Origin of the sequence: Klebsiella sp. CN_Kp066 (genome assembly GCF_040065135.1) — a bacterium.
Lineage (GTDB): Bacteria > Pseudomonadota > Gammaproteobacteria > Enterobacterales > Enterobacteriaceae > Klebsiella > Klebsiella oxytoca.
On sequence record NZ_JBEAIU010000023.1, the window covers coordinates 353,374 to 368,994 of the forward strand.

The following is a 15,621-nucleotide window of genomic DNA, read 5'->3' on the forward strand; positions in this document are numbered from 1 at the left end:
AAAATAGCCAAATAAACACCACGTTTTTATTACCTGAATCAGCGTCAAATAAATCTGACGCTACTTTATATTACTGAGGCCATATTATGGAAACCGTTCAAAATACCCTCGTCGCTCGCGAGAGCAGCGGCTGGAGAAAGAGTGATACCGTCTGGATGCTGGGTCTGTACGGTACTGCGATTGGCGCAGGGGTGCTTTTTTTGCCAATTAACGCCGGGGTCGGCGGTTTAATTCCGTTAATCATCATGGCTATTCTTGCATTTCCGATGACGTTTTTTGCCCACCGTGGTTTAACTCGTTTTGTTCTGTCGGGCAAAAACCCGGGGGAAGATATTACCGAAGTTGTGGAAGAGCATTTCGGTACGGGCGCCGGTAAGCTCATCACGCTGCTGTACTTCTTCGCTATTTATCCGATTCTGCTGGTCTACAGCGTGGCTATTACTAACACGGTCGATAGCTTTATTACTCACCAGCTTGGTCTGGTGTCTCCGCCGCGCGCCATTTTGTCGCTGATTCTCATTGTCGGCATGATGGGAATCGTCCGCTTTGGCGAAAAAATGATTGTTAAAGCCATGAGCGTGCTGGTGTTTCCATTCGTCTTTGCGCTGATGGTGCTGGCGCTGTATTTGATACCGCAATGGAACGGCGCGGTACTGGATACGCTGTCGCTGAGCAGCGCCTCCGCAACGGGGAACGGTCTGTGGATGACCCTGTGGCTGGCAATCCCGGTCATGGTGTTCTCCTTTAACCATTCGCCAATTATCTCCTCCTTTGCGGTGGCAAAGCGGGAAGAATATGGTCAGGAAGCTGAGCGCAAGTGCTCGCGTATCCTGGGCTTCGCCCACATCATGATGGTGCTGACCGTGATGTTCTTCGTGTTCAGCTGCGTGCTAAGCCTCTCACCGGAAAACCTGGCGGAAGCGAAGGCTCAGAATATCTCCATTCTTTCCTACCTGGCGAACCACTTCAACGCGCCGGTGATTGCCTGGATGGCGCCGATTATCGCCATGATCGCGATTACCAAATCCTTCCTTGGCCACTACCTCGGGGCGCGTGAAGGTTTCAACGGCATGGTGATTAAATCTCTGCGCGGAAAAGGTAAATCCATCGAAATCAACAAGCTGAACAAGATTACCGCGCTGTTTATGCTGGTGACGACCTGGCTTGTCGCTACCCTGAACCCAAGCATCCTGGGCATGATTGAGACCCTGGGCGGTCCGGTTATCGCGATGATTTTGTTCCTGATGCCAATGTATGCCATTAACAAAGTCCCGGCCATGCGCAAGTACAGCGGTCATATCAGCAATGCGTTTGTGGTTGTCATGGGGTTAATTGCCATCTCCGCCATTTTCTTCTCTCTGTTTAGCTAAGTGTTCAGCGCCGCCTGCCACAGGCGGCGCATCCGTTTTGCTATGTAACCGCATGGGTGCCACATGATTAGCGTTTTCGATATTTTCAAAATCAGCATCGGGCCGTCCAGCTCACATACCGTCGGGCCGATGAAAGCGGGAAAACATTTTGTTGATACCCTGCAGGAAAAGGGCCTGCTGCAAAAAGTGAATCGTCTGGTAGTGGATGTGTATGGTTCACTTTCATTAACGGGTAAAGGTCACCACACCGATATCGCCATCATTCTCGGACTATCGGGATATTTACCGGATACCGTGGATATCGACGCCATCCCCGGTATTATTCGTGATGTGAACACCATGCATCGTCTGTTTATAGAAGAAGGCCAGCGAGAAATTCAGTTCCCGGTGGCGGAATGCATGCGTTTTCATAATGAATTTCTGCCGCTGCATGAAAACGGCATGAGCATTACGGCGTTTTGCGACGGCAAAATTGCCCATTTCCAGACCTATTATTCCATCGGCGGCGGTTTTATCGTGACGGAGGAAAACTTTGGTAAGAATCAGGATGCCGAAGTCGATATTCCGTTCCCGTTCTATTCCGCACGTAATCTGCTGGCGCACTGTCATGACAACTGCCTGTCGATTTCTGCCGTGATGATGAAAAATGAGATCGCTCGCCACGGCAGAGAGAGCGTGGAGCAAAATATGGCGAAAATCTGGGAGACCATGAGAAACGCCATTAACCGGGGTATGAATACGGAAGGCATCTTGCCGGGGCCGCTGAAAGTACCGCGCCGTGCTTCTGCGCTGCACCGCGTGCTGGCGCCCCAGAGCCAGTCGATTACGCCACTGAGCGCCATGGATTGGGTCAATATGTTCGCGATGGCGGTGGGAGAGGAGAACGCGGCGGGCGGGCGAGTGGTTACCGCGCCGACTAACGGCGCCTGCGGCATTGTTCCGGCGGTACTGGCCTATTACGATCGTTTTATCAAAGAGGTGACGCCGGAAATCTATATGCGCTATTACCTGACGGCGGGCGCCATCGGCATTCTGTACAAGATGAATGCCTCGATTTCCGGAGCAGAAGTTGGTTGCCAGGGAGAAGTGGGCGTGGCCTGCTCAATGGCCTCTGCCGGTCTGGCCGAACTGCTGGGCGGCAGCCCGGAGAAGGTGTGCATTGCCGCGGAGATCGGCATGGAGCATAACCTCGGCCTGACCTGCGATCCGGTGGCCGGGCAGGTCCAGGTCCCCTGTATCGAGCGTAACGCGATTGCGGCAGTGAAGGCGATTAATTCGGCCAGCATGGCGATGTACCGGACCAGCGATCCAAAAGTCTCACTGGATAAAGTCATCGAAACGATGTTTGAGACAGGCAAAGACATGAATGCCAAATACCGTGAAACCGCCCGGGGCGGTCTGGCAATAAAAGTCGCGGTATGTGAATCCTGATTTTGTATAAAACCGCCTGTGCGCGCTGCAGGCGGTTTACTCTTTCTCTGGCCGCGAAACTTGCCGGCCGTCTTCTGAAGTCCCTTAGCTTTTTTTCTCCGCGTCCGGCGGTGTGAAAGACCATACCACGCTGTTCGAAGCCGATGAGGTGTACCACTCGTTAATGGTGGCATTAGCCTCGCCAGGCGGCGTAGCAGTGGGCAATTTCTCTTTTGCCTGAGGCGTTTTTTTACGGATACGGATACGGGAAGGGGTCTCGGCATTGAGCTGCGCCTTAAAGGTGCGCATGTGCGAATCGAATAAAATCGACTCCAGCTGATGCAGACGATCCAGACCGCGCAAAATGCCAATAAGCGTACTGAGGGTCACCGACTCGCCCAATTCAACGCGCTTAATGGTTGCCGCACCGACCTGGGCGCGTTCGGCCAGCTCAATCTGTGACAATCCCAGCTGTATACGCGTTTCTTTAATTCTTCGGCACAGTTCAGAAATAATTTCACTGTCGGGCATGGTACTGAAACGCATCTTAATTCCTCTACTGCGTATTAATTCTTAACTGATTATTTAACATGTTACTTTGTAAATAAAGTGGATAATGTCTCTTTTGCGAGAGTGGCGACATTGTTTTTCGCGTATGTCATCAGGTCGTTAGCAGTTATGAGGTTTTCAGTTACTTAAGAAGTGCCGTGGCTATCTTTTTTCATTATCCGAATAGAAATGGGCGCAGAGATCGCCGGAGGTGATATGATTTACATCGACTTTATGAACACGAAGAACGTGGAGCAGGGAAGTGCCGCGGCTCCTTCAGGGCATCCTGGCGCTGATTATTATCAAAAATGTCATTTTTTTTGCTTTGTTAGATTCAAATGTTCTTGTCGATTGTATCGAATTCCTTATTGCTCAAAGTATTGAGTTTTTTAACCCGAGGCAAAATAAGGTCTTAATGGTTTAAATATTCTTACTCGCTGTTGCAGTATTTTAATTAACTGCTAGTTTTAAAACGTTGACGCAGCGATGGAGTCAACAACATAGCGAATAAACATCCCATATTTTGAGAGGTTAAAATGTTTAAACTGTCAATTCCAGGGAGCAACGTTGTTTTTTTCTGTGCTGTTTTCATCTGTTATATGCTTTACACCGTATCTGATACAAAAAACGATGTTTTTCGTTAAAAGAGCGATCTAAGCCGACTGACAACCCGGCCACACAACCTGATGTCTGCCTCTGTAATGGCGGAAACCCGGGAGCAGGGTGGTTACCCGATAAACTGATGAAAATGGGATTTACCGTAGCTGATAGAAAAATAAGCAAACAGCCTGTGCGAGGAGAAACAGGCTGTTAAATATAACAGATGCTATATTGAGCTCTGATGAAATTTATCAGGATCGTTATTTATAAACTTCAGCAGTTGCTTCAAAGTTTGGACCATGCTCACGAGCCGCGGTAATCACATAGAACTTGCCACCTTTTTCATCAGCTAATTTTGAAAGCTGATCGTGCAAGTCAGAGGGAGAAGAGAATTGACCGCCGGAAGGTCCTACAGAGATACTGCCTACATGGGTCAGTTTAAAATGGTCAACTTCTTGTTTCGTAATCAACTGAGAGGCTGAGGCGCCAAATGCAAACGCGGATAACGCTAATGCAGCTAATACCTTTTTCATTATCTAATCTCCTTTAAAGAAAGCTCATCGAAAGCTTTTTCATTTTAAGTATAGTAGCCATTTTCAGGATCGCCAAAAATGACGGTGAACACCGTGGCGATCCCAGGATTAATCCAGCGTTATCCTGGTGGCAGGAATCAAGATAGCAAGACCTGCGGTGAAGCCAGGTGGCCATGTCTAAGAAATTCAGAAAGGATGTTGGCATGAGAGAACGGCAATATGCAGACGATACGTTTTCGTCTTTGTTGTCAGACGTTGGCTGAGAATATCCTGAGTGATTCTGGTTCTGGTTCTTGAGCCGGTAAAAGAACAACACCGCTGCATATACCATCCGGGAGGCTGTAAGCGATAACATGTCGCAAGATCCCGGCAGCGGGAATGGAAACGCCGGGAGCATTAGCAGAATCCCTGGCGGGTTAACCTGAGTTCTGGTCACAACCGCATAATCTGGCTGACACCATATTTGTCAAAGCTAAGTTCAGAAGTCCGGGGCCGCGGTCGATGACATCATGAAGGATTTTTAGGCGGTTGATTTCTTTCACTGTGAACATCCCGGCGTCATGTATAGCCACAGAAAACTCCTCATCAGGAAAAGTGAAGTGAGATGTTGACCAGCCATACAGGTCTGAGAACCTATATATGGCCTGGACATTCCTGATGGATGATGGACCACAAATAGGCATTAGCATTGAGCCGTTACATCATTAGTGCGCATAATGTATATTATGTTAAATTGGCTTTTCGAAGCTTAACGCCTGTACACCTGGTTCTTAATTCGCCGTCTTGCTCGCCTGCTCTTCTTCCTGAACTTCTTTCACTGGCGTCCCCTGGTGAAATCTGAGCTGCCAGCATTCCTGATGATTTGCACAAATATGGCTCCTCTGCCAGATTGACGAACGAAGCGTTTTTTTAGCAGTGCGTCCGTCTGAATCGATAACCTCGCTGCGGTACGTAAGCAACGCGCAATCTTTGGTTAGTAAAGCCAACTGAAAGCTGTAAGCGTTGATGGCCTCCACGTCCTCGTTAATTAATGCTGCTACGGTCTGCGTTTTATCGTAACGTTCTCCGCTACGGCCTATCTCCAGAAATTCGTCATGCAACAACTGCTGCAAAAGCTGCGCGCTGCGGCGTGTTGATGCCTGATGCAGGCTAACTTCCAGATGGAAAATTAACTCAAACAATTGCAGGTTTACGGGATCGAACATTATTACCTCTTTTTCAACATGACAAAAACCCGGCCATCTGCGCCGGGTTGTCTTGTAGGCTAAGGCCGTCTGAATAGCGCAATACTGCGCCCGGCCAGAACAAAATCAATTGTCTCGGTAATAATCGCGCCGTCTGTTTTTTCCTCTGCGGTCGACAGCTCGAGAACCCAGCCGCCTTCGCCAAACTGCGGGATCTGGAACGGAACATCGCCTTCAAAGGGATTGAACAGCATCAGCACGTCATGCCAGATGCCCTCCTCCTTCTCAAGATCGGGTCGACTGATGGCAAGGCCTAAGGTCGAACCCTCATCCCATTGCTCTGATTGCTGCAAACCGCCGCCGGCGTTAAACCAGCGTATTTCCAGCCCGTCGCGCCAGCTTTCACGACGTAAAAGCGGTTGCTCCTCGCGCAGTGCAATCAGATGCTGGGTGAAGTCTCGTAATGCACGATCCCGCTCAGACTGCGCTTCCCAGTTGAACCATGAAATCTCGCTGTCCTGGCAGTAGCCGTTATTATTGCCCTGCTGCGAACGACCAAACTCATCGCCGGCCAGCAGCATCGGCGTACCGTGGGAGAAAAATAACGTTGCCAGAAAATTACGCTTCTGGCGTTCACGGACGGCAATAATATCCTGATTTTCCGTTGGGCCTTCTTCGCCATAGTTGCAGGAACGGTTATCGTTGTGCCCGTCGTTATTGTCCTCACCGTTGGCTTCATTATGCTTCTCGTTATATGAAACCAGATCGTTCAACGTAAAGCCGTCATGGGCGGTAATAAAATTGACGCTGGACCACGGACGACGACCGCGTAAATCGTACAGATCGCCCGAGCCCAGTAAGCGGGCGGCAAAGTCGTTGGAGACGTTATCTCCCTTCCAGTATTCCCGCACCGTATCACGATATTTGTCGTTCCACTCGCCCCAGCCAGGCGGGAAACCGCCGACCTGATAGCCGCCGGGGCCAATATCCCACGGCTCACCAATCAGTTTAAGCTTCGATAAAACCGGATCCTGGGTTACCGCATCGAAAAAACCGCCTCGCGGATCGAAGCCTTCTGGCTCGCGTCCAAGAATAGTCCCGAGGTCGAAACGAAAGCCATCAACGTGCATCGATTGCGCCCAGTACCGTAGCGAATCCATAACCATCTGCAGCACCCGGGGATGCGATGTATTCACCGTATTGCCGGTCCCGGTATCATTAATGTAATAACGATGCTGATCCGGCATCGTCCGGTAATAAGAGAAATTATCGATACCTTTAAATGAGAGCGTCGGGCCCAGCTCATTGCCTTCCGCGGTGTGGTTATACACCACGTCAAGGATCACTTCGATGCCGGCATCATGAAAAGCGCGCACCATGTTGCGAAAGCCCGCTATACCTTCAGGGCCATAATAGCGGGAAGCGGGAGCAAAGAAGCCTAGCGTATTGTAACCCCAGAAGTTTTTCAGCCCCCGATCGAGCAGATGCTGGTCATCGGGAAACCAGTGTACGGGGAGCAGTTCGACGGAAGTAATGCCCAGACTTTTAATATAATCGACGGAAGCCTGATGCCCAAGCCCCTCAAATGTGCCGCGCAGCTCCTGAGGAAGCGCCGGATTAAGCCGGGTAAAACCTTTGACATGGGTTTCGTAGATAACCGTCTTCGGCCAGGGTACATTGGGACGGTTTTCCCCCTGCCAGTCGAAGGCATCCGGGTCGATAACCTTACATTTTGGCGTATAGGGCGCGCTATCGCGACTATCAAAGCTCAGGTCGCTCTCCTCATGGCCCAACTCGTAGCCGAAATGCGCATCGTTCCACTCAACATCGCCTTCCAGCTCCCGCGCGTAGGGATCGATAAGCAATTTATTGGGATTAAAGCGATGACCGTTTTCCGGATCGTAAGGTCCGTAAACCCGATAACCGTACAATGCGCCGGGCTGCAGATCGGGTACATAGCCGTGCCAGATCTCATCTGTATATTCAGGCAGTTCAAGCCGGGCTATTTCGGTTTTACCGGAAGGATCGAATAAGCACAGCTCAACGCGTTCAGCATGCGCTGAAAACAGTGCGAAGTTCACCCCCTTCCCGTCGAAATTAGCCCCCAACTGCTGGCCGTGGCCTGGCCGTATGATAAAAGCATTTTCCTTTGACATTGTTATTCCCCACGTTCCTTTTCACTAATAAGTGTCAATAACCACCCGGTTGCTGACGCCAGATCGAGCGTCTCTTCTACCAGACGGCTTTCACCGGTTAATGCATCGCAATAACGCCTTCCGGCCAGATCTTCCGGGAGCGATACTGCCGTCTCGCCCCACAGTTGCGCCGATGACTCGACCAACCCGTGCGCCGCCACGTCAAACACCAGCCGAGGAACCACCACGATGAGGGCTTCCTCGTCTTTGATACGCGCGTAGGCGATAAAATTATCTGCTCTTTCACCCGCGACTTTTAATGGTACCCAGTCACCATAATGAAAGAGCGCGGAATGCTGCTGCCTTAATCTGAGAAACGAAGCGGTGACGAATTGCTTCAACCGTCCGTCTCGCCATGCGCTTTCATGATGAAACAGTTCCGCGCTTCCGCTATCAAGATGTTGTGCCAGGGCGGCGAAGTCAGGTTCACGGCGGTTATCCGGATCGACGAGGCTAAAGTTCAGCGCCTCGCTCCCCTGATAAATATCCGGTACCCCGGGCGCAGTCAGTTTGATGACCGTCTGGCTAAGGCTGTTCACCAGACCGGCACGGACAAAAGGCTGCAGGGAGGTGTAAAAATCATTGAGAAACAGCGCGTTATCAGCAGAAAACAGCTGTTGAACGTAGTTCAGTACGACGCTTTCATAGCTTTCATTGCTGTCGATCCAGTCGGTTCTTTGCTTAGCCTCGCGCAGCGCTTTTTCCATAAAAGCGAGAAAACGTTCTTCGAGGGCTTTCAGCCCTGCGCTATCGTCAGGCAGCAACGTTGCAGGCCACACGCCGGCGAGCGCCTGATAGATCATCCACGTATCTGCCGCGTTCGGCGCCGTACCGTCGTTCAAAAAACGCACCAGGGTTTGATTCATCTGACGCCAGCGCGCAAGATTGGTCGCCCACAGCTGCGGAGCTTCCGTTAAGGTATACAGACGGGCGCGCGCATCCTCCCCGCGTTTAGTGTCGTGCGTCGACGTTCCCAGCAGCGCGTCGGGCTGGCGAGCAAGGCGAATACGCATCTCCTGATGGAAACGAGAAAGCGAGAAAGCGCGCGGCGTGGGATCGGCGCCGACTTCATTCAGCGCCAGATCGAGGTTATGGCGGAAGAACAGCGTATCCTCGACCGATTTAGCCATTAACGGCCCTGTCAGCTGTTGAAAACGGGTCCTGAAAAGCGAGGCGGCATCGAGGCTACTTGTTTGTAAATTGCCGGTCAGGATAGCGATAATGACCTCAAGGGCCCTGGGATCGGGGCGGTTTTCCCGAGCGTTAACCCGATCGACGACCCGGTTTAATAGCGTAATATCCTCGGCGCTCATCCCCTCAGCGGTACCGTAGGTGCGATATACCGGAAAGGCCAGCAGCAGTTCACGTAATGCGTGGCGCAGCGCTTCGCTTTCAACCTCCATGCTATTACGCTGCGCCAGTTCGATGGCCAGCCTCAACAAAGTGGTAAATTCGCCCTCAAAGTTGCGATCCGCCATCAGCCCTTTCGCCTCACGCAGCGCCTGGTGACGATCTACCGCGCCGCCGAGCGCTTCGTCATGCACCTGCTGCAGCTGGTCGAGATTATTGTCATCCACCAGCACTTCAGCCAGCGAAGCGATAAACTCATATCCGGTGGTGCCGGAGACGGGCCAATCAGCGGGAAGCTGCTCGCCTTTCGCAAGAATTTTTTCCACCGTAATGTAGCATTCTGGCCCGGCGGCCTGGCGCAGACGCTGCAAATACCCTAATGGGTCGGCAAGCCCATCGATATGATCGATGCGCAGACCATCGACGATACCGGCATGTACCAGTTCAAGAATAAGACGGTGGGTATCGTCGAATACCGCCTGTTCTTCGACCCTGACGCCAATCAGGCCCGTAATTTCGAAAAAGCGCCGCCAGGAGAGCTGTCTGGGCGCTTCCCGCCACGACATCAGCCGCCAGCTTTGCGCCTCGTGCAGCGCCACAATCGCGTCGCGATCCGGCGAAGTTAGTAGTTGCTCACCTGTTGCCAGACTTTCAGGATTCAGCGGCCAGGCCTGGTCGTAATAGACGAACGCCGGTTTCCCCGTTTCAGGATCGCGCTTAAGCTCAAGCGCCCCGCTATCCAGCTCTGCCTCAAAGGTATCCCCCAGAAACGGCAGCGTAACGGGACGCGTCCAGTCAATATCGAAATAATTGGCCCAGGCGCTGTGCTTACCCTGTTCAATGACGTCTCGCCACCAGCGATTCTCCAGAGAGGTCGCCATATGGTTGGGGACAATATCCAGAATCAGGCCAATTTGTGCACTCCGCAGCGCCTTTACCAGCCGGTCAAACCCTTCGCGGCCGCCAATAGCCGGGTCGATTTCGTTTGGATCGGTAATATCATAGCCATGGGTGGAGCCGGTGGTCGCCGTAAATATCGGCGACGCGTAAAGATGGCTAATACCCAGCGCTTTCAGATACGGGGCCAGCGTCGCCGCGCGATCGAAGGTCATACCATTACGGAATTGAATACGATAGGTTGCGGAAGGGATCATGATGAAGCTTCTCCATGTGCAAAACGGACAACAATGCTGTTTGGCGTTAACGCTTCCTGCCGCTCCGGCCAGCTAAAAATGACCTCTCCCGGTATCTCCGGCATCGTCACGGGGTCCGCGCCGATATTCAGCGCCACGGAGAGCGTCCCGTCGGGGAAGCGCCAGCTCACCGCCAGCGCATGCGCCGCCGCGTGCAGGATCCTGCCTTCCACGGTGCCCCCTGCCGCGAGCAGCGGGACGATATAGCGATGGCGCAGTAAGATAAGGTTGCGGGTAAAGCGCAGCCAGGATTTCCCCTCCTCGCTTGCCGCCTTCTGCCAGTCGAGCTTAGAGCGGATAAAGGTTTGAGGATCGTTCGGATCCGGAACGGAGGCATCATGCCCTGCGTGTCCGGCAAACTCTTTTGCCCGCCCTTCTCTTACCGCTTTGGCGAGAGCACCCTGAAAATCGGTAAAAAATAGAAAAGGATGGGTTTCACCATACTCTTCGCCCATAAACAGTAAGGGAATGTGGGGAGAGAGAAGCAATGCGGCAAGCAGCACGCGCGTTTTCTCAGCGCCGGCCAGGGAGATAAGCCTTTCGCCGTGGGCTCGGTTCCCGGTCTGATCGTGATTCTGAATAAAGTCGACAAAGAACTGCGGTGGCTGAACGGCGCAGGAGACGCCGCGAGGTTGCCCGGTTTGTGGAGAGACCTCCCCCTGATAGACAAATCCTTCCGCCAGCGCCCGAGCGACATTCTTTGCCGGCTGATGCGCAAAATCCTGATAATACGCATGGGTTTCACCGGTCGCGAAAACGTGCGCGGCATTATGGAAGTCATCATTCCATTCAGCGGTAAACAGCGGTGTGTGCCCGTTTTCATCGCGCGGGTGGAGGAAAATCACGTTACGGCTATCTTCCGTCGTCAGGTGAATATGGCGGTCGGGTATAGCCGCGCGGATATTCTCGGCTATTTCTATCAGCACGTGCCGGGCGGAGCGATCTTCAATCTGGTCAATAGCATCAAAGCGCAGCCCATCAAGTTGATACTCGGTAAGCCAGAATAGCGGCGCGTCGGTAATATACTGACGTACGGCCTCGTTTTCATAGGCGATGGCATTACCCCAGGGGGTCATTCGGTCCTGATGAAAAAAGCCCGGCGACAGCAAAGAGAGATAGTTGCCTTCCGGACCAAAATGGTTCAGCACGATATCGAGAACCACCGAAAGCCCTAACCCGTGAGCGGCATCGATGAAGGCGTGAAAATCCTCCGGGGTACCATAAGCTGAATGCGGGGCATAAAGTAGTACCCCGTCGTAGCCCCAGCCGCGCGAACCACCAAACTGAGACACCGGCATAACCTCTATCTGGGTGATCCCCAACTCTGCCAGCCAGGGGAGCTTTTCGATAGCGGCGACAAAGGTGCCTTCTGGCGTAAAGGTGCCCGGATGAAGTTCATATATCACGGTTTCTTCCCAGGGACGCCCTTTCCAGTCACGGTTAACCGGTTGATAGCGTCGGGGATCGATCACTACTGAGGGGCCATTGACATCATCGCGCTGCGCGCGGGTGGCCGGGTCGGGAATGAGGCGGCCGTCGGCTAAACGAAGCTGATATTCATCCCCGTGCTTAACGCCAGGGACATCGATCTGGAACCAGCCATTTCCCACGGCTTCCATCGCAATATCCCGGTGTCTCAGGCTAAGCGTCATCGACTTTTGACCTTCGGCCCAGACGCGAAAGCGGACAATATCCGCGGAAATGAATTCCGCCCCCCAATGCTTTTTAAACGATATGGATTCCATTCAATGTCCTCAAACGACCTGCAGGAAATGCAGCATGAAATATAAGATTAGCCCAGGTTTGGACGAATGCGCTGTTGATGGCCTGACTGTTATTTTTAACGACGTTGTCTATCATTAATAAATCGCTAAAAAATAAGGAATGCTATGCAGATTCGTAAAGGATTAAATTCTGACCTTGCTCGCCTCGAATATTGTGATTTTTCCTTCACGGTCAGCCAGGTTGCCAGAGGCCCTTTCATCAATAATGATCTGAAAATTGAGACACTTCCCTGCGCTTATAATAAAACCTATGAGCTGGATATCCAGACGCTGGAAAACCACTGTATTAATCCGGATGCAATATTCCTGATTGCCGAAACCGAAGCGGGACAGGTGGCCGGTTTCATGACCGCATCTCTGAGCTGGAACAGGTTTATTTCCGTCGATTATATTGCCATTGAAAGCTCACATCGCAGAGCCGGCGCGGCCAACAAGCTCATGGCCGCCGCCCATATCTGGGCCCGCAGTATGAACGCTGCCGGATTAAAGCTTGAGACGCAGAACGTTAACGTGCCCGCCTGCCTCTTCTATCGAAATTATGGTTTTACTCTCGGAGGATACGATCGATATCTCTACAACGCTTTAGCGGAAAAAGATGAAATTGCGCTGTTCTGGTATTACATGTTGAACTAATGTCAGGTAAATAATTCCTGGTTTTACAAAGTTAATTATTCCTGGTTTACGCTTTTTGCTCGCTCAATCACAACGATTGGCTAATCTTAAATTTCATTTATCAGGAGGCCGGTATGACAACAGGAAATAATTCATCGCTACATTATCCTCTTCCGCCGTTTGTTGAGCAGCCGCAGCAGGCTCCAGGGCTGGCATCTGAAATGAAGCCCCTTCCCGACCATGGTGAGACCAGCTATATCGGCTCCGGGAAGCTCGCGGGAAAAAAAGCGCTTATTACCGGCGGTGATTCAGGTATTGGCCGCGCTGTCGCTATCGCCTATGCGCGTGAAGGCGCGGATGTCGCCATCGGCTACCTGCCGGAAGAAGAGTCGGACGCGGCTGCCGTTATCGCGCTGATTCAGGCCGAGGGACGAAAAGCCGTCGCCATTCCCGGCGATATTCGGGTTGAATCTTTTTGCGACACCCTGGTTGAAAAAGCGGTAGCCGAGCTGGGCGGGCTGGATATTCTGGTGAACAATGCCGGCAGACAGCAGTATTGCGAATCCATTGAACAGCTGAGCACCGCTGCGTTTGATGCCACCTTTAAAACCAACGTCTATGCGCCGTTCTGGATAACCAAAGCCGCCCTCCGTCACCTGTCTGCGGGGGCGGTTATCATCAATACCTCTTCCGTGCAGGCGTTTAAACCCAGCGAGATTCTGCTGGATTACGCCCAGACCAAAGCCTGCAACGTGGCGTTTACTAAATCCCTGGCGCAGCAGCTTGGCCCGCGCGGTATTCGCGTTAACGCCGTTGCCCCTGGCCCTTACTGGACACCGTTGCAGTCGAGCGGCGGCCAGCCGCAGGAGAAGGTGCAAAAATTTGGTGAGGATACGCCGCTTGGCCGACCGGGACAGCCGGTTGAGATTGCGCCGCTTTACGTCCTTCTGGCTTCCGACGCCTGCTCCTACGCTTCGGGTCAGGTCTGGTGCTCAGATGGCGGTACCGGCGTAGCCTAAAAGAGCTGGCGCGCAACTCCTCCGGATACGTGCCTGGTCAGCAAAAGAGCCGCGGTAGCGGCTCTCTTATCACCTGCCAGCGCTAGCGTAACAGAAAGGTGACCATCATTATCAGCAAATACCCGCCACAGGCGAATTGCAAGAGCCGCCATCCCCAACGCAAGTAGCGCCATTGATAGCGCTCCGCAGCGTTTGCCTGCGCAATAAGGGGATCGGGGTTCTGCTTTTTCTTTTTTCTTCTCAGAATATCCCAACCCCACCAAACCATCAGAAAGATGGCGATGACCTTTTGAAGAACGATGTGGTCCATGTAACCCCGCCGTCAATATCTTATCCCCTGGACGGGCAGTGTAGCGCAATTTACCCCACCCGGCAGGCTATCATTGCGCGTAATTCCCCCCTCTTCCGTACAAATTTTCCACTGAGCTTTGAAGAACATAATTTAAGCAATAACCTGGAATAATCCCATATAGATATCTGGCGTAAATTAGCGCTTTGAAATTTATTAAATATGTAGTATTTGAAACTCAGAAAAGTTAGCAGGCTTATGATTTAAAAAGCTAAAATTTGCAAAAATACCGTCAGCCACTAAAATAGTATTAAGTTAGCTAACAACACAGGGAGATATTATGGGTTTCTGGCGAATTGTCTTAACGATTATTCTACCCCCGCTGGGAGTATTGCTGGGAAAAGGGTTTGGCTGGGCGTTTATTCTCAATATTATTTTGACGATCCTCGGCTACATTCCAGGGCTCATTCACGCTTTTTGGGTACAGACCAAAAACAGCTAAGCATCTGAAAGCGCCTTTTGAGATTTTCTCAGTGCTCAGTAATATGTCGGGAGCCCACGCTCCCGACCGTCATATCAGAAAGTCACGCCAGCGCCTACGTAAGCGCCATCAATGATGGTATGTCCCGGGCGGCCATCTTTTCCATCAACGCTCGCGTGTCGATAGCCAGCCTTGATAGTCAGCGGCGTCAGCGGCGTCCAGCTAATTCCGCCATTTGCTTCGACGTAATTTTTAACGCTGTTAGTTAACCCTTCCGGCGCGGAATATCCTTCGCCGTACAGATGGATACTGTCAGTCAGCGCCAGATCGATGCCGCCGCCAATCGGGAAGGCGACGCCGTTGTCCCCTTTCTTCGGCCCGAGATATACGGCTTTTGTGCCAATATTCGCCGTGAGCGGACCCAGCGCAAGATTGTAGCCAACGCCGACGCCGCCAAGCTGACTTCCGTCGTGAGTATTTTTAATCCAGTTACTTTCCGCATACAGGCCGGAAGAACTCTTACCGATTTCCATATTAAGATTGGTAAAGTTTTTCCCCTGCTCAGCGGTAAAACCCATTGCCAGGGCAGAGCCTGAAGCCATAATTAAAGAACACGCGATAATGAATTGAGTCTTTTTCATCATACCCTCCTGAAAAGTGGCGCGAACTTTAACAAGCGCGATGCCGGCGATCAAATTTTCTTTTGTGAAATGACACCGTCAATAATTTACCGAAAAATAACAGCAGAATAGTCTGGATTCTATTATACGTTAGCGGTCAAGCGAATAAGCACCGTGATTGAGCCATTATTGACGCGTTATCTTAATGGTGATTCAACCAACGGCACGAAAATGTTGAATAAAAGCTCGCGACAGTAATAATCACTGCCGGTTTTATATGCTTTATAAGTAATTCGCATTCTATAGTGACATTCTTTTTTACAAAACCATAAGAAATGAAATCACCACTTTCCGACCATTTGCGGAATATAGAGAAGCCAGCTGAGCAAATTTGCATTCACCGCCAACCAGAGCCATGATTAACAGGCGTTA

13 protein-coding genes are annotated in these 15,621 nt (G+C 51.6%); 5 read left to right on the forward strand and 8 right to left on the reverse strand.

The window, feature by feature from the left end; all coding sequences use genetic code 11:
- Positions 1-86 precede the first annotated feature (86 nt).
- Together ABLV75_RS04600 and ABLV75_RS04605 are read left to right on the forward strand one after the other, a co-directional pair.
- Positions 87-1,370, forward strand: coding sequence for an HAAAP family serine/threonine permease (locus ABLV75_RS04600; RefSeq protein ID WP_024274175.1), 1,284 nt, complete (start codon positions 87-89; stop codon positions 1,368-1,370).
- 63 nt (positions 1,371-1,433) lie between these two features.
- Positions 1,434-2,801, forward strand: a complete 1,368-nt coding sequence (locus ABLV75_RS04605) for an L-serine ammonia-lyase (protein WP_004102078.1) — start codon at positions 1,434-1,436, stop codon at positions 2,799-2,801.
- Between the two features lie 84 nt (positions 2,802-2,885).
- Here ABLV75_RS04605 and ABLV75_RS04610 read toward each other — a convergent pair whose 3' ends face one another.
- From ABLV75_RS04610 to treZ, 6 genes are all read right to left on the reverse strand, one after another.
- A complete protein-coding gene (locus ABLV75_RS04610; protein WP_004102076.1) occupies positions 2,886-3,326 on the reverse strand; it encodes a helix-turn-helix transcriptional regulator in 441 nt (146 codons plus the stop codon).
- 863 nt (positions 3,327-4,189) lie between these two features.
- A complete protein-coding gene (locus ABLV75_RS04615; RefSeq protein WP_004113093.1) occupies positions 4,190-4,462 on the reverse strand; it encodes a DUF1471 domain-containing protein in 273 nt (90 codons plus the stop codon).
- Positions 4,463-5,232: 770 nt separating this feature from the next.
- Entirely contained in the window at positions 5,233-5,667 is a 435-nt protein-coding gene (locus ABLV75_RS04620) for a DUF4440 domain-containing protein (protein WP_004102070.1), read from the reverse strand.
- Between the two features lie 59 nt (positions 5,668-5,726).
- Positions 5,727-7,802 carry a glycogen debranching protein GlgX gene (gene glgX / locus ABLV75_RS04625; protein ID WP_004102068.1) on the reverse strand — a complete coding sequence of 692 codons (2,076 nt, stop codon included), beginning with the start codon at positions 7,800-7,802 and terminating at the stop codon, positions 5,727-5,729.
- A 2-nt stretch (positions 7,803-7,804) separates the two neighbouring features.
- Positions 7,805-10,345, reverse strand: coding sequence for a malto-oligosyltrehalose synthase (gene treY / locus ABLV75_RS04630; protein ID WP_004102067.1), 2,541 nt, complete (start codon positions 10,343-10,345; stop codon positions 7,805-7,807).
- Positions 10,342-12,129 carry a malto-oligosyltrehalose trehalohydrolase gene (treZ, locus tag ABLV75_RS04635; RefSeq protein WP_004102066.1) on the reverse strand — a complete coding sequence of 596 codons (1,788 nt, stop codon included), beginning with the start codon at positions 12,127-12,129 and terminating at the stop codon, positions 10,342-10,344. The genes treY and treZ overlap by 4 nt, the downstream gene beginning before the upstream one ends.
- A gap of 144 nt (positions 12,130-12,273) precedes the next feature.
- Between treZ and ABLV75_RS04640 the strand changes: the two genes are divergently transcribed.
- Entirely contained in the window at positions 12,274-12,801 is a 528-nt protein-coding gene (locus tag ABLV75_RS04640; RefSeq protein ID WP_004102065.1) for a GNAT family N-acetyltransferase, read from the forward strand.
- Between the two features lie 113 nt (positions 12,802-12,914).
- Positions 12,915-13,799, forward strand: a complete 885-nt coding sequence (locus ABLV75_RS04645; RefSeq protein ID WP_004102064.1) for an SDR family oxidoreductase — start codon at positions 12,915-12,917, stop codon at positions 13,797-13,799.
- Positions 13,800-13,881: 82 nt separating this feature from the next.
- Here ABLV75_RS04645 and ABLV75_RS04650 read toward each other — a convergent pair whose 3' ends face one another.
- Positions 13,882-14,109, reverse strand: coding sequence for a hypothetical protein (locus tag ABLV75_RS04650; RefSeq protein ID WP_004102052.1), 228 nt, complete (start codon positions 14,107-14,109; stop codon positions 13,882-13,884).
- A gap of 319 nt (positions 14,110-14,428) precedes the next feature.
- Here ABLV75_RS04650 and ABLV75_RS04655 point away from each other — a divergent pair, with 319 nt between their 5' ends.
- The gene (locus ABLV75_RS04655) at positions 14,429-14,590 is read left to right on the forward strand and encodes a YqaE/Pmp3 family membrane protein (RefSeq protein WP_004102047.1); all 162 of its coding nucleotides are present in this window, start codon (positions 14,429-14,431) and stop codon (positions 14,588-14,590) included.
- A 74-nt stretch (positions 14,591-14,664) separates the two neighbouring features.
- Here the strand turns inward: ABLV75_RS04655 and ABLV75_RS04660 are convergent, their stop codons facing one another.
- On the reverse strand, positions 14,665-15,210 hold the full coding sequence (locus ABLV75_RS04660; RefSeq protein WP_004102044.1) for a YfaZ family outer membrane protein: 546 nt from the start codon (positions 15,208-15,210) through the stop codon (positions 14,665-14,667).
- Positions 15,211-15,621: the final 411 nt, after the last annotated feature.